At 41.0% G+C, this 15,655-nt stretch carries 12 protein-coding genes; all 12 read left to right on the top strand.

The genetic code is table 11. The features are described from left to right. Positions 1-70: 70 nt before the first annotated feature. The gene (locus tag SALWKB2_RS07410) at positions 71-2,419 is read left to right on the top strand and encodes a penicillin-binding protein 1A (RefSeq protein WP_025331035.1); all 2,349 of its coding nucleotides are present in this window, start codon (positions 71-73) and stop codon (positions 2,417-2,419) included. A gap of 338 nt (positions 2,420-2,757) precedes the next feature. Then, positions 2,758-3,684, top strand: a complete 927-nt coding sequence (gene ppk2 / locus SALWKB2_RS07405; protein WP_025331034.1) for a polyphosphate kinase 2 — start codon at positions 2,758-2,760, stop codon at positions 3,682-3,684. A gap of 161 nt (positions 3,685-3,845) precedes the next feature. Next, positions 3,846-5,105, top strand: a complete 1,260-nt coding sequence (locus SALWKB2_RS07400) for a glutamate-5-semialdehyde dehydrogenase (RefSeq protein WP_025331033.1) — start codon at positions 3,846-3,848, stop codon at positions 5,103-5,105. A 221-nt stretch (positions 5,106-5,326) separates the two neighbouring features. Continuing rightward, positions 5,327-6,181, top strand: a complete 855-nt coding sequence (htpX, locus tag SALWKB2_RS07395; RefSeq protein WP_025331032.1) for a protease HtpX — start codon at positions 5,327-5,329, stop codon at positions 6,179-6,181. 346 nt (positions 6,182-6,527) lie between these two features. Further along, positions 6,528-7,715: an acetylornithine/succinyldiaminopimelate transaminase gene (locus SALWKB2_RS07390; RefSeq protein ID WP_025331031.1), complete on the top strand. Its 1,188-nt coding sequence runs from the start codon at positions 6,528-6,530 to the stop codon at positions 7,713-7,715. Between the two features lie 11 nt (positions 7,716-7,726). Beyond that, a complete protein-coding gene (locus tag SALWKB2_RS07385) occupies positions 7,727-8,443 on the top strand; it encodes an SIR2 family NAD-dependent protein deacylase (protein WP_025331030.1) in 717 nt (238 codons plus the stop codon). Positions 8,444-8,521: 78 nt separating this feature from the next. Beyond that, complete coding sequence (gene hemC / locus SALWKB2_RS07380; protein ID WP_025331029.1) at positions 8,522-9,454, top strand: hydroxymethylbilane synthase; 933 nt, start codon at positions 8,522-8,524, stop codon at positions 9,452-9,454. After that, entirely contained in the window at positions 9,451-10,179 is a 729-nt protein-coding gene (locus SALWKB2_RS07375; protein ID WP_051506465.1) for a uroporphyrinogen-III synthase, read from the top strand. The genes hemC and SALWKB2_RS07375 overlap by 4 nt, the downstream gene beginning before the upstream one ends. A gap of 56 nt (positions 10,180-10,235) precedes the next feature. Then, positions 10,236-11,615, top strand: coding sequence for a uroporphyrinogen-III C-methyltransferase (locus SALWKB2_RS07370; protein ID WP_025331028.1), 1,380 nt, complete (start codon positions 10,236-10,238; stop codon positions 11,613-11,615). Then, complete coding sequence (locus SALWKB2_RS07365) at positions 11,612-12,814, top strand: heme biosynthesis HemY N-terminal domain-containing protein (RefSeq protein ID WP_025331027.1); 1,203 nt, start codon at positions 11,612-11,614, stop codon at positions 12,812-12,814. Before SALWKB2_RS07370 ends, SALWKB2_RS07365 begins: the two co-directional genes overlap by 4 nt. Before the next feature lie 59 nt (positions 12,815-12,873). After that, the gene (gene hemE, locus SALWKB2_RS07360) at positions 12,874-13,938 is read left to right on the top strand and encodes a uroporphyrinogen decarboxylase (protein WP_025331026.1); all 1,065 of its coding nucleotides are present in this window, start codon (positions 12,874-12,876) and stop codon (positions 13,936-13,938) included. 202 nt (positions 13,939-14,140) lie between these two features. Further along, positions 14,141-15,634 (top strand): cardiolipin synthase, encoded by a 1,494-nt coding sequence (gene cls / locus SALWKB2_RS07355; RefSeq protein ID WP_025331025.1) that lies wholly within the window; start codon positions 14,141-14,143, stop codon positions 15,632-15,634. The last annotated feature ends 21 nt before the right edge of the window (positions 15,635-15,655 follow it).

Below are 15,655 nucleotides of genomic sequence, written 5' to 3'. Positions count from 1 at the left end.
AACAAAATTAAGACCAAAGTTTACTTTATTTTGGATATATTTCGCAGCCTTAAATGAAAATTAGTTGATTATGATTAGAAAATTATTACTTTCAACCGTAGGTTTGCTTGCCGGGCTGGCGCTTTTTGCTGTCGGTTTGCTGGCAGTAGCGATTATGGTTACCTATCCGAAGCTGCCTTCTCTGGAAGCAGTGACGCATTATCAACCCAAACTGCCGCTTACAATTTATTCGGCAGATAATAAACTGCTGGGGCAGTTTGGAGAGGAAAAACGTGCTTTTACAAGAATCAATGACTTTCCTCAGGTGCTGAAAGATGCAGTGGTAGCCGCTGAAGATAAACGTTTTTATGATCATGGCGGAGTCGATTTTATTGGTGTAACCCGTGCTTTGATTACAAATCTAACTGGTGGTGTGCAATCTGGTGCCAGTACGATTACTCAGCAGGTAGCACGTAATTTTTATCTGACTAATGAGCGCACCTATACGCGTAAATTTAATGAAGCGCTTCTTGCTTACAAGATTGAACAGAAATTAAGTAAAGATCAGATTCTTGAGCTTTATTTTAATCAGATTTATCTGGGGCAGCGTGCTTATGGGTTTGCTGCCGCTTCTCTTGTTTATTTTAATAAGCCGGTACAAAAACTGGACTTGGCAGAAGCAACGATTTTGGCTGGTTTACCTAAGGCTCCTTCCACCTTTAATCCTGTTGTAAATCCGCAACGGGCTAAAATGCGCCAGCGTTATATTCTCAATAATATGGTGGAAATGGGCAAAATTACACAAGCTCAGGCTGATGCTGCTTTTGCAGAACCATTAAATTACGTTCATTATCAACAACCTATAGATCAGAATGCGCTCTATGTTGCTGAAATGGTTCGCCAGCAAATGTATGAAAAATATGGTGATGCAGCCTATACACAGGGATTTCGCGTTTATACAACAGTCAATTCACAGGATCAGGCTGTAGCAACTGAAGCATTGCGTAAAACATTGAATAATTTTGATAGAGGTTCGGCTTACCGTGGAGCGGAAGGATTTTTTGACCTGAGTAAAATCCCGGAAGATATTCGTGATGAGCAGATAGAACAGTATCTGGCAAATCGTTCTGCTGTAGACGGTATGTTGCCGGCTGTAGTAACTGAACTTGGTTCAAATTCAATTGTGGTGTACATAGGTGGTGTAGGTGAAAGCAGAATTAGCGGTAGTAGTTATAACTGGATTAAACGAACCATTAATAATGCGAAACTGGATGACGCTGCCGTACGTGTGGGCTCAGTAGTACATGTACGAGGTGATGGTAAGAGTTATCGAATTGTACAGCAGCCGGAGCTTCAGGGGGCGATTGTTGCTCTGGATGCTCAGACTGGAGCTGTAAAAGCTTTGGTAGGTGGTTATGATTTTTATCGTCGAAGTTTTAACCGTGTGACTCAGGCCAAACGTCAGCCTGGTTCTTCTTTTAAGCCTTTTATTTATTCAGCAGCTATTGCTAAAGGCTTCACGCCGGCGACGGTGGTAAATGATGCTCCGATTGTTATGCCGGGAATGGGTGCAGGCGGGCGTGCTTGGACACCTAAAAACTCAGACGGTCGTTATGCTGGGTTTATCACGTTACGTCAGGCCTTAACTGCATCCAAAAATATGGTTTCAATCCGTATACTGATGGCTATGGGTGTTGACTATGCCAGACAATATGTCCAGCATTTTGGTTTTCGTCTGGATCAGATTCCGAATAGTCTATCCATGGCACTTGGCAGTGGTGAGGTAACGCCAATGCAGATGGCTGAAGGTTATGCTATTTTTGCTAATGGTGGTTTTAAAGTTTCCAATTATGTGATTGACCGGATTTATGACAGTCGTGGTAACCTGCGTGCGCAAATGCAACCATTAGTTGCTAAGCAAAATGCGCCACAGGCTATTGATCCGCGCAATGCATTCATTTTATATCACATGATGATGGATGTAGTTAATCATGGTACTGCTTATAGTGCACACGCACTTGGGCGTAGCGATATTGCAGGTAAAACGGGTACAACTAATGATAATAAGGATGCTTGGTTCGTAGGCTTTAATCCGAACATCGTTAGCGCAGTTTATATAGGATATGATCGTCCGCGCAGTATGGGGCGTTCAGCCTTTGGGGGTACAATTGCTGTACCGGTATGGCTGGAATATATGCGTTATGCATTAAAAGGTAAACCTATAGTTAATACACCTGTTCCAGCTGGTATTATTCAGAAATCCGGAGAATATTTTCTTAAAGAACATCAGACAACTAATCCTGATTTGCCATTGGATAATCGTGCTGACGGACCGGTAACGGCCAAAACGAATGGTAAAAGTGGTGATGTTGATGATGCTGGAGAAGTACCAGTTGTCCCCAAATCTGGTACTAATAGTCAGTTAGACTCATTATTTTAAAATTTTATATTAATAAAATTGTAATTTACTAAATTGGGCAATCATTCGGATTGTCCATTTTTATTAACTGTTGAAATATAAATATATTAAATCATTAATATTTAATTAATTAATAATGTTCTTAAAATTCAATGTGTAAAATATATTTTTAAATATATAAATTTGAATTTGGGAATAGTATATCTATAAATATATAAAAATTATATCAATAGTTTGTTTTAAATTTGTCATATTGTTTGGTGTAATTGCATAACATTGAGTTACAATGTTTAAACGAATTATCACAATCTTTAAAATAAATTTTATGCCTGATTTTGGTTTAAAAAGAAAGGAACAATATGAGTGAGCAACAATCACAGACTGAGCAGTCTGATGAAATTAGTACGAATGATAAAGAAGCAAGATTGAAAGTTTTTGAGAGAAGTGTATTGGAAGGCAGGCATACTGATGAAGATTCATCTACAGCGCCTTTACCTTCAAATTATCCTTATCGTACCCGGATGAGACGTTCAACATATGAGCGAGAAAAAGCCAAATTGCAAATTGAACTCTTGAAAGTGCAAAACTGGGTTAAGGAGTCGGGTCAGAAAATTGTATCTTTATTCGAAGGCAGAGACGCAGCGGGTAAAGGGGGAACGATTAAACGCTTTATGGAGCATCTTAACCCTCGTGGTGCACGGGTAGTGGCTCTTGAAAAGCCTACTGAAACTGAAAAGGGTCAATGGTATTTTCAGCGTTATATTGAGCGCTTGCCTACAAGTGGTGAAATGGTATTTTTCGACCGCTCCTGGTATAACCGTGCCGGTGTGGAACGTGTAATGGGCTTTTGTCAGCCTCATGAATATTTGCAGTTTATGCGTCAAACTCCAGAATTGGAGCGTATGCTGGTAAATAGTGGTATATATTTGTTTAAATTTTGGTTTTCTGTTTCCCGTGAAGAGCAGTTACGTCGTTTTATTTCACGGCGGGATGATCCTTTAAAGCACTGGAAACTTTCTCCTGTTGATATTCAGTCTTTGGATCGCTGGGATGATTATACCGAAGCTAAAAACGATATGTTTTTCCATACTCATACCGGTGATGCGCCATGGACAGTAATTAAATCTGACGATAAAAAACGCGCACGACTCAATTGTATACGCCATTTCCTCACTGAACTTGATTATCCGGGCAAGGATATCGCTGCAATAGGTGCAGTAGATAATTTGATTGTATTAAAACCTCAGACTCAGTTTAAAGATTCAACAGATACGCATATTGATTAATTGTTTCGTTGTAAGACAATTTCGAAAGAGGATTTAATTAACATATCATATAATTTTTAATGGGTATGCAAGGGTTGTTTTAGTTGGGTAAATGTATCTTGTGTGATTTTATATGAGAATACGAATGATTTTTGTGTTGTCTTTGTAGAAAGTAGATTTGCGTGGAATTAACCAAGTATATTACTGAAATGGCTAAAGCAGCCAAAGATGCTTGTTATGCTCTTAATATGGCATCTACTGCACAGAAAAATCAGTTATTGTCATTTATTGCATCGGGTCTGTCTGCTGAACGAAATAGGATTCTTGCTGCTAATGAAACTGATATAAGTGCAGCACGAAAACAGGGAATAGATACTGCTTTACTTGATCGGTTGCAACTTAATGAAAGCAGGATAGCGGCAATGATTGATGGTGTACATCAGGTTGCTGCATTAGCGGATCCTGTGGGTGAAATGGATGAGTTTCGTGTACTGCCTAATGGTATTACGCTCGGTAAAATGCGTGTGCCGTTAGGTGTAATAGGTATGATTTATGAATCTCGCCCGAATGTGACTCTGGACGCAGCCATATTATGCCTGAAAACAGGCAACAGCTGTGTGTTACGGGGTGGCAGCGAAGCAATCAATACTAATAAGGCAATCGCTTCGGTCATTACATCATCATTAAAGCAAGCCGGTTTACCAGAAAATGCTGTTAATCTGCTGACTAATACTGATCGTGCCGGTGTGGATATACTGGTGGGTTTATCTGAATATATTGATGTAATTATTCCGCGGGGCGGTAAAGGTCTGGTGCAGCGGGTAAATGAAAAAGCACGTATACCGGTTATCAAACATTTGGACGGTATATGCCATGTGTATATTGATGCTTCTGCAGAGGCAGAAATGGCGATTAATATTGCTGTAAATGCAAAAACATCGCGTTACGGAACATGTAATACTATGGAAACTTTACTGGTTCATGTTAGCCGTGCAGCAGAGTTATTACCTGTACTTCAACAAAAATATGCAGAAAAAGGTGTTGAGTTACGAGGCTGTAAACTTACTCAGAAAATTTTGCATAATGATATTATTCCAGCTTCAGAAATTGATTGGTCAACTGAGTATCTGGCTCCGATTCTTTCAATAAAAGTAGTCAATGATGTTAGTGAAGCCATCAGTCATATTAATTACTATGGTAGCCATCATACAGACAGTATTATTACAAATGATTTATCTCATGCGCAGTTATTCTTACGTATGGTAGATTCATCTAGTGTCATGGTGAATGCGTCAACTCGTTTCGCTGATGGGTATGAATATGGCTTAGGCGCAGAAATTGGAATTTCTACTGACAAAGTCCATGTACGCGGTCCGGTGGGTTTATATGGTTTAACCAGTCAGAAATGGATCGTTATGGGGCAAGGGCAAGTACGTCTTTGAAATTTTAGCGCTATAATATTATTCAAGCATATATTTATATATCATTATATGCTTATTATTATAATTTTAGGTTTTGATTTCGAAAACTTTTAAATAATTGATTTATGAACTTATAAATAAAATATCAGTTTTCAGATTAAATGAAAACTGAATATTATTATTTTTTATGTCACTGATATTATTGTACTGATGAATTTTTACAGAAATTAAAAGGGCATAATGTGAAACGTATTGTATTGTTTATTGTTACCAATCTTGCAGTCATCATTGTTATTAATGTTGTTCTGAATATTCTTTGTGCACTTTTAGGTATTAATATTTATAGTAATGGCAATGGTATTTTGTTATTACTGGCTGCTGTTGTAGGTTTTACCGGTTCTATTATTTCTTTGATAATGTCCAAAACGCTGGCACTTAATTCCGTTAATGGACAGATTATCGGTCAGCCGCAAACAGCTGCAGAGGCATGGCTGTTAAATACAGTTGCCAGTCTGGCTAGTCAGTGGAATATTGCTATGCCCGAGGTGGCTATTTATGATTCTCCTGAACCTAATGCTTTTGCTACCGGAGCTACACGTAACAGCTCACTGGTGGCGGTAAGTACTGGTCTGCTGCATAATATGTCGCAGGATGAATTAGAAGCCGTGCTTGCTCATGAAATGGCTCATATTGGCAATGGAGATATGGTGACAATGACATTGTTGCAGGGAGTGGTTAATACTTTTGTTTTTTTCTGGGCTAACCGCATTGCTGATGTTGTAGCCCGAAAAGAAGATGGGGAGGTATCTCATAGTATTTATTATCTGGTAAGTATGATTTTGCAGACAGTGTTCGGTTTTCTGGCAAGTTTAATAGTTATGTGGTTTAGTCGCCAGCGCGAATATCGTGCAGATGCGGGAGCAGCACGTCTGGTGGGTGCGCCTAAAATGATAGCAGCACTGCAAAGATTAAAAGGTGAAACCAGTCATTTACCTGCTGGTATGCAGGCTTTTGGAATTGCCAGTGAAACTGCTGATGCTCTTTTCAGTACTCATCCGACACTGGATAACCGGATTAATCGCTTACGTCAGATGTGATATTAATATGATTGAAGTAGTTTTTATTTTGTCAATCTGACAAATCTGAATTTTAATCAAGACTGATTTTTAAAACTCCAAGTTAATTAATGGATTGTGCTTGTATCTGTTTTAGTGAAAAGAATTTCAAATTTAATTATTAAGCGGCAAAAAATATTGATATATTTTGATTAAATAGCATACATATTTGAATTTATTATTATCTAAGTGGTAATCTTGTATTGTTTATACAAAATTTAGTTGTTTTGTGGCTATATTTTAATTCATCAGACTTTAATTCATGATTGCTGTAACAATATATAATTTTACAAATCAAATTATGTTTTTATAATAAATAGAGAGAAAGATGCACAACTACTTAACCCCGAATTTTACTTTTGCACCTATACTGCCGGATCATGCACAGGGCAGTCGGGTGTGGGATGATAATGGTCAGGAATATATAGATTTAGCCGGCGGTATTGCTGTTAATGCACTGGGGCATTGCCATCCTGCGTTAATTCAGGCACTGACTGCACAGGCACACAAGCTTTGGCATATTTCTAATATTTATACAACACAGCCGGCACAGGATTTGGCAAAAAGACTCGTAGAAAATACCTTTGCTGAGCAAGTATTTTTCTGTAATTCCGGAGCAGAAGCCAATGAGGCTGCTTTCAAGCTGGCTCGCAAGTATGCACGAGATCATTTTGCCGGAACTGAAAAACATGAAATTATAGCTTGTGTAAACGGATTTCATGGACGTACTTTGTTTACGGTATCAGTAGGCGGGCAACCTAAATACAGTAATGATTTTGCACCTTTACCTACCGGAATTAAACATATTCCGTTTAATGATTCCTCAGCCGTTCGGGCAGCTGTTAACGATAAAACCTGTGCAGTAGTCATTGAACCTATTCAGGGGGAAAGCGGAGTATTGCCGGCAACTGAAGAATTTTTGCAGGCAGCCAGAGAGGCTTGTGACCGGCATCAGGCTTTATTGATTTTTGATGAAGTACAAACAGGTATGGGGCGGACGGGAAAACTGTTTGCCCATCAATATTATGATGTTCAGCCGGATATAGTTTCCAGCGCCAAAGCTTTGGGTTGTGGTATTCCTATTGGTGCAATGCTGACCACAGCTCATATAGGGAATAGTTTTACGCCGGGCAGCCATGGCAGTACTTTTGGTGGTAATCCGTTGGCCTGTGCCGTCGGCTGTGCTGCATTTGATATTATTAATACACCGGAAACAATGCAGAATGTGCTTCAGCAAGGGAAAAAATTACAGGCAGGTTTGCAGGAACTTGCTGAATCAACTGGCGTATTTTCTCAGGTAAGGGGTCAGGGATTACTACTTGGCTGTGTTATGTCTGAGGCATATTCCGGAAAGGCTGCTCAGTTAATGCAATTGGCTTTACAACATGGTTTGCTGGTTTTGGTTGCCGGTAATAATGTCTTGCGTCTGGCTCCGAGTCTGTTATTGAGTGATGCTGATTTACAGGCAGGATTACAACGACTGAAAGCAGCGATTACGGCTTTTATACATATCTGATGATGGAATTTATGCCCAACTCAAACAGACAGCATATTGTTGTATTAACCGGATCCGGTATTAGTGCTGAAAGCGGTTTACAGACTTTTCGTAATCAGGGAGGTTTGTGGGAGGGTGAACGTGTAGAGGATGTGGCAACACCGGAGGCATTTAAGCGTCAGCCATTATATGTGCTTAATTTTTATAATCACCTAAGACGTCAACTGCTAAAAACCGAACCCAATTCTGCTCATGTTGCTCTGAAACGTCTGGAAGATGGTTATGATGTAGATATAATTACTCAAAATGTAGATGATTTGCATGAGCGAGCCGGAAGTACTCATGTTTTACATTTACATGGTGAGTTATTAAAAGCCAGAAGCTGTGTTGATGAAAATTATATTGTGGATTGCCTGGAGGATCAGAACGTAACAGATGTAGATGTTAATGGTTTTCCGATGAGGCCGCATATTGTCTGGTTTGGTGAGGCAGTGCCTATGATTGAGCAGGCTATACAAGTGATGCGTTCAGCTGATATTGCAATTATCATTGGCACTTCCTTGCAGGTTTATCCGGCCGCTGGTCTAATCCGGTATATACCACCGAACGCTGAAATTTACCTTGTTGATCCCCAGCCGATTGATGGCTTGCAAAATGTACAGATTATTCGCGCCTCGGCTCAGACTGGTGTATCTGGTCTTGTTAATGAATTACTGCAACGTCCTGAAGCACATTCTTTATCCTGCTGATACGGGTGGTATATCAAAATCAAATTTTAGTTAGTGCTAAAATTTCTGTTCTGATTTTTTTGATTCTTGTAAATTAATATGACAAAAAATGATTTAGTCATTGCCAGCCGCGAAAGCACTTTGGCTATGTGGCAGGCTCATTATGTACAGCAATGTCTTCAGACTGCATATCCGGGGTTATCTGTTGAAATTCAGGGTATGACAACCCGGGGTGATCAGATATTGCATCAGTCTTTATCCAAAATAGGTGGTAAGGGATTATTTATAAAAGAGCTTGAGTTAGCCTTGCAAAAGGGAACAGCAGATATTGCTGTGCACTCTCTTAAAGATGTTCCTATGCAACTTCCGGATAACTTTATCTTGGCAGCAATAACTGAGCGGGCTAATCCGTTTGATGCATTTGTTTCTCATCAGTTTAGCTGTTTGGCTGATTTACCAGCTAATGCCATAGTCGGAACTTCAAGTCTGCGTCGGGAAGCTCAGATTAGGTTGCTGTATCCTGATTTGCAGGTAAAGCCTCTGCGGGGTAATGTGCAAACACGTCTGGATAAACTTGACAGACAGGAATATGCTGCAATTATTCTTGCTGCAGCCGGTCTTGAGCGACTGGGTTTAGAGCAGCGAATTCAGTGTATATTATCTCCAGAAATATTGCTGCCAGCTGCCGGTCAGGGGGCGCTGGCTATAGAGGTTGCCGCTCATCGTGAGGACTTACTGACTTTATTACAACCATTACACCATCCTGTTACAGCAGCCTGTGTTACTGCAGAACGTACTCTGGCACGTGTACTTGGTGGTAGCTGTCAGGTACCGCTGGCAGCGTATTGTACTGAGAAATCCGGCATGCTTGAGTTACGTGGTTTAGTGGCATCTGTAGATGGTGTAACAGTGTTGCAAGCCAGTGAAAAGGCAAATATTAGTGAAGCAGAGCAACTGGGTTTGATGGTTGCACAGCAGCTCGCTGATCAAGGTGCGCAGCAGTTAATTAATGATGTTTTATCTACCCGATGAATACTTTACCATGTCTGGTGCTAATGCGTCCGCCGCTGGCAGCCACTGCTGATATAGACTGTTGCATTCATTATGGCTGGCAACCTATTTTACTTGAATATCTGCAATTACAGACACAATCAGCGGCTTTAAACCGGCTATCTGGTCAAAGCCAGAGTCAGAATATTATTTTCTGGGTTAGCCCGAGTGTTGTACATATTGCTGCAAATTATGTTTCCCGTTCTGATAAATTAATACATGTGGCAGTGGGTGCTGCTACGGCATCAGCATTATCCGGTTATGGATTTAAACAGATTGTTTATCCGGAAAACGGACATGATAGTGAAGCAGTTTTACATTTGCCTGTATGGCAGCAGCGTAAAGGTAAATTGCTATTTGTTAGAGGTATAGGCGGCCGCGACTGGCTGATTAAGCAACTGCATCAATTAGGATGGCAAATTGAGGTAGCAGAAGTATATCAGCGAAATCCGGTACCTATAAACTGGTCAGTTATTTCAACACAGGCTGAACAGGGAAATTTGAAGGCAGTGTATATGACGACAACTGCCGCAGTCCGGGCGTGGTTTACTCAATTACCTCCGGATTTGTACGCAGTTAGCAAAAGCTTGTTATACTTAGTTCACCATCCGCGCATAGATGCTGCGTTATCCGGATATGGAGTCCAGACACTTCATGTTCCGGACTTATGTCGCGGACTGGCACTTTTGCATTCACGCAGCACCTGATGATATTTTCTTCAGTAGTGCTGTTAACCTATTATATAAAGTAGGGAGTATACCGAATGAGTGAACAACAGAATGCACAGGCTGGCCAGCCTCCTGAACAGGAAAAGCAGCCAATGCTGGTGAATAAACAAGGCGAAGTTAGTGCTCCGCACGAATCGGCTACTTCTGCGGTTACTGAAGCTACCAATAAAGATCAAAACACGACACATCAAACTATGAATTCCCAAAAAAACAACACAGTATCAGATGCTTCTGCATCTAGTATTCCTGTTCAGCCATCTCCGGCAAAACAGTCGCAATCCGGCTCAGGTAAGGGAATTGCTCTGGGCGCACTGGTATTATCATTACTGGCTCTGGGAGCCAGTGGGTTTTTATTTGTTGAAGGACAGAATCAGCTTAAAAACCAGCAGATACAATTTGATCAGAAAATCGACAATGCTGGAATTAGTGCCAGCAAAACAGCTGTTTCAATAGAAACCAGCCTGACACGCATTGATGAGTTAAGTCGTCAGTTGCAGGAAATTCAAACCCAACAGAAAACTCAGGGTGATAATGTAGACCGGCTTACCCGTGCCTATCAGGAGCTGGTAAAAAATCGTACTGACTGGCTGGTTGATGAAATAGAAGCTACATTGAATCTTGCCTCTCAGCAGTTGCTGATTTCCGGTAATGTTCCTGTTGCAGTTAATGTACTTGAAAGTCTGGATGGCCGGCTATCCCGCTTTGACCAGCCGCAATTGCTGCCTATCAAAAAGGCTATAAGCACTGATTTGGAAAATCTGAAAAACCGGCCTTATCTGGATGTTGCCAGTGTTTCATTGCGTCTGAATCGTCTTGAGTCTGCTATAGCAGGTCTGCCGTTAGTAGTTGAAAGTCAGTTACAGCCCGGAGTGACAAGTAATACACCGGTAAATCCAAATGCTTCATGGTGGCAGCGTACATGGCAAAATACTTTGCACTCTTTACGCAGTATGGTAGAAGTGCGTCACATTAATCACAATGATTCAATGCTAATGTCGCCTGAACAGATATATTTTGTACGTGAAAATCTGCGGCTGCGATTGCTGGATGCACGTATTGCTCTGATTCAGCGTCGCGGAGAAGTCTATGTTGCTGATTTAAATGGTGCAGAAGCTGCTGTTAAGCAATATTTTGACAGTGGTTCAGCAGCAACGCAGTCGTGGCTGAAAGAATTAACTCAGTTAAAGACACTTAACGTGCAAACTAGTCAGGACAATAGTCTGTCAGCCAGCCTGGCTGCTGTACGTGAATACCAGAATCAGTCTGGAATGGATATGTCAACGGCGTTGCCGGATTTAAGTGCATCATCTGCCAGCAATGTACCGGTACATACCGAACAACAACAGGCTAGCCCTATAAACAGTAATAATGCTTCTGCAGCGTCATCTTCCAGACAAGGAGACCATTCATTATGAGATCTCTATTATGGTTGATTGTTCTGTTTATTGTTGCAGTGGGTGTCGTACTGGGTGCGAAATATTATAGTGGTGATGTGTATATTGTAGTTGAGCAAACTCTGATACGTATCAATCTGCAGCTGTTTATTGGTCTTGTGCTGCTAACGGTAGTGCTGTTGTATATATTTTTACGCATTGTTATGGGTTTTGTGCATTTACCGGGTCACTGGCATCACTGGCGTATCAATCATCAGCGCCATCAGGTTGAAACAGCATTAAATCATGCTGGTTTAGCCTACTTTGAAGGTCGCTATCAGTTTGCTGAGCGTGAGGCTGAGCGGGTCTTACGTAATAAACAGGGGCAACACAGTCGTGCTCTGGCCTTATTACTGGCTGCGCATAGTGCTGATCAGATGGATGACAGTACAACACGAGACCGTTATTTAGATGAAATTGCAAAGTTGCCGGAAAAACAGCAGCTTTCCCGCTATTTGCTTCTGGCTCAATCAGCTTTATCACAGCACAATGATCAGCAAGCCAGAAGTTCATTGGAAGCAGCAGCCAAAATCAATCCGAATTTAACCCAGCTTGTTAAGCTGCAGTTACGATATGACTGGGAAAAGCATGATGCTCAAGGTGTTTTGGAAGCAGTTGATAAATTAAGCCGCGCAGGGGCGTTAAGCGAAAGCGAACAGAATAATTACCAATACTGGGCTTATCGACAGTTACTGGCAAATGTTAAAGAGCCGGGTGAGCTGAAAAGCAATCTTAATTTGATTCCGGTAGATGAACGTGAAAGTACACTTAGTGCAAATATTGCAGAAAAATATCTTCAGCTAGGTATGTATACTCAGGCATTGAAATGGGTAAAAAAATATTATCCGCGCACTCATGATGCTTCACTATTACCTGCATTTAATCAGGCCAATCAATATCTAAGCAGTAAAGAACAGCAAAAAAATATGGTAACCGTTGATAAGTGGTTACAACAAAATCCGCAAGACCCAGACTTACTATTGTTGATGGGTGAGTTAAGTTATCAGCAACAACTGTGGGGAAAGGCAAAAACTTATCTCGAAGCCAGTTTGCAGGCCAGTAATAATAATATAACCAGATTGTTATTAGCTAAAGTACTGGAGCAATCCGGTCAGAGCGAGGCTGCCGAGCAGCAGCGTAATGAAATTCTCGCTACGATTGGTAATAATGATGAGTTGTAATTTTTAGTTTTATTTAACAGGCGGTTGGTACTGTATGTACTAACTGCCTGAGGTTAATTATGGCAGTTTTACATAACGATATTTTTTTACGTGCTTTACTAAAGCAGCCGGTTGAATATACGCCGGTATGGTTAATGAGACAGGCTGGACGCTATTTACCGGAGTACAGAGAAACACGGGCGAAAGCCGGCAGTTTTCTTGCACTTTGTCATAATCCAGCGCTGGCTACAGAGGTGACTCTTCAGCCATTGGAGCGTTTTGCACTGGATGCTGCTATTTTGTTTTCCGATATTCTCACTGTACCGGATGCAATGGGGCTGGGTTTGCATTTTGTCGAAGGTGAAGGACCTAAATTTACTCATCCATTGCAGCATGAAAACGATGTGACACGTTTACAGGTTCCTGATATGAACCGTTTGCGCTATGTGTTCGATGCTGTTCATAGTATACGTAAAGCTTTAAACGGTCGTGTACCATTAATTGGTTTTTCTGGCAGCCCTTTTACATTAGCCTGTTATATGGTTGAAGGACAAGGCAGCCGGGATTTTCGTTTATTGAAAACCATGCTTTATCAGCGACCGCAATTGTTACACCGGATACTGGATATTAATGCGCAGACTGTAACTGCTTATTTGAATGAACAGATAGCTGCAGGTGCACAGGCCGTACAGATTTTTGATACATGGGGCGGAATTCTCAGCGATAAAGCTTTTCAGGAGTTTGATTTACGCTATCTGCAACAGGTCATTTCAGGCTTACAGCGTGAAGCAGATGGTCGTCGGGTACCAATCATTATATTTACTAAAGGCGGTGGCCAGTGGCTGGAACAATTAGCTGCACTGGGTGCTGATGCGTTAGGTGTGGACTGGACTGTCAATTTACAGCAGGCACGTCAGTTGGTCGGACAGCAGGTGGCGTTACAGGGAAATCTTGACCCGCTGGCTCTATTTGGTGATTCAAAAAGTATTACAGACGAAGTTAAACGTTTACTTGCTGCTTACGGTGCTGGCAGCGGACATGTATTTAATCTGGGTCATGGTATCAATCAATATACTAATCCGGAAATGGTGAAATGTGCAGTAGATGCGGTACATCGCATTTCTGCAGAATATCATCAGAATTAATTATTTGTATTTCAGAGAATATCAATCAATTCTGAAACAAATAATTGATGTGAATAATTACTTGCTATTTCTGGCAGTCACAGACTAAGTTTTCTGTACCTGCCAGAATTTTTTATCTGATATTTATCTCTATTCATTATATAGATTATTTATCCATTTATAATCTACTATATTCTAGACATTAAATAATTGGTTTACTTATATGTTACATGATATACCCTGGGCTGAAATTCTTGTTGTATTACATGTGATTGTGGTTACTGTTCTGGTAGTGAGAGTGTTATACCATCAGCGTAATACCGGAGTTTCCGTTGCTTGGATTCTGATGTTAATGGCTTTTCCTTTAGTCGGGGCTGTAGGCTACTTGTTAATTGGCGAACCCAGGCTAGGTTCACGCCGGCTACGTCGTCAGAATGAACTGGTGAAATTTTATCAGGGATTCAGTAATAAATATCTGCATAATTTCAATCAGCATGCTTGTAGTGGTCTGAATGAGCGTTATCATGGTATCAGTTTGATTGCAGCCGATAAAACCGGATTTGAGGCTACCGAATACAATCACTTAAAGCTTCTTACCAATGATGAAGAAATCATTGCCGCCATTCGTTATGATATTCAGCATGCGAAAACAAGCTGTTTACTGGCTTTTTATATTGTTGATCCGCAGGGAGAAATTATTAAACTGCTGAATGATGCCATTGCAGCAGCACAACGAGGTGTGGTTACCAGTATGCTGGTTGACAGTATTGGTAGTGTAAAATTCTGGCGTAGTGACTGGCCTCAGCGTTTACGCAATGCAGGTATTACTTTGACTGAAGCTTTACCCGTTCAATTATGGCGTACTTTTCTTGTACGCGCAGATTTGCGGAATCATCGTAAAATTGCGGTTATAGATCAGAAAATTGGCTATACCGGCAGTTTTAATCTGGTCGACCCGCGTTTTTTCAAAAAAAATGCCGGTGTCGGACAATGGGTTGATGTAATGATGCGTTGTGAAGGAAGTCTGGTACAACCTCTGGCCGCAGTATTTGCCGGTGATATGGCAGTAGAAACTGAATCGAATTTAATGCAGGTACAGCAATGGGTAGACAGTTACGGTAAACAGGCGCTCCTGCATAATCTGCAAGTTGCACAACAGGAGCAAAGTGGTGTAGTAGTACAAGTGATTCCTTCAGCACCTGAACAAGGCAGTCCGGTTATTTACGACACAATTGTTAATGCAATCCACGCCGCTACACGACGTATTATTATTACGACGCCTTATTTTGTTCCGGATGATGCTTTGCTGCTGGCTTTAACTACGGCTGCTACCAGGGGAGTGGATGTTACTCTGATTGTACCGGAAGCAGTGGATTCAATGCTGGTGAAATATGCTTCACGTGCATATTATCCAAGACTATTACAGGCTGGGGTGAAAATTGCTTTGTTTAAGGGCGGGCTGTTACATGCTAAAACTTTAACTGTAGATAGTGATTACACTTTGTTTGGTACTGTAAATATGGATATGCGCAGTTTTTATCTCAATATGGAAATTAGTCTGGCAATTTATGATGAAAGTATGACTGAAACAGTAGTGGCGTTACAGAGTACTTATTTGAAAGCTTGTGAATATATCGAACTGAAAACATGGCAGGCTCGTTCAAAGTGGTGGGGGCTGGTGGAGAATACAGTGCGTCTGGTTGGTCCATTGTTATAAATTTTAATAATGAAAAAGCTG

The organism is Snodgrassella alvi wkB2 (genome assembly GCF_000600005.1).
Taxonomy (GTDB): Bacteria; Pseudomonadota; Gammaproteobacteria; order Burkholderiales; family Neisseriaceae; genus Snodgrassella; species Snodgrassella alvi.
Note: the sequence above shows the minus strand (reverse complement) of the source record. Positions and strands in the feature narration are given on the sequence as shown.

Coding starts and splice junctions, on each gene's coding strand:
- SALWKB2_RS07410 (WP_025331035.1), top strand. CDS start 71: ATGATTAGAAAATTATTACTTTCAACCGTAGGTTTGCTTGCCGGGCTG.
- ppk2 (WP_025331034.1), top strand. CDS start 2,758: ATGAGTGAGCAACAATCACAGACTGAGCAGTCTGATGAAATTAGTACG.
- SALWKB2_RS07390 (WP_025331031.1), top strand. CDS start 6,528: ATGCACAACTACTTAACCCCGAATTTTACTTTTGCACCTATACTGCCG.
- SALWKB2_RS07385 (WP_025331030.1), top strand. CDS start 7,727: ATGCCCAACTCAAACAGACAGCATATTGTTGTATTAACCGGATCCGGT.
- hemC (WP_025331029.1), top strand. CDS start 8,522: ATGACAAAAAATGATTTAGTCATTGCCAGCCGCGAAAGCACTTTGGCT.
- SALWKB2_RS07375 (WP_051506465.1), top strand. CDS start 9,451: ATGAATACTTTACCATGTCTGGTGCTAATGCGTCCGCCGCTGGCAGCC.
- SALWKB2_RS07370 (WP_025331028.1), top strand. CDS start 10,236: ATGAGTGAACAACAGAATGCACAGGCTGGCCAGCCTCCTGAACAGGAA.
- SALWKB2_RS07365 (WP_025331027.1), top strand. CDS start 11,612: ATGAGATCTCTATTATGGTTGATTGTTCTGTTTATTGTTGCAGTGGGT.
- hemE (WP_025331026.1), top strand. CDS start 12,874: ATGGCAGTTTTACATAACGATATTTTTTTACGTGCTTTACTAAAGCAG.
- cls (WP_025331025.1), top strand. CDS start 14,141: ATGTTACATGATATACCCTGGGCTGAAATTCTTGTTGTATTACATGTG.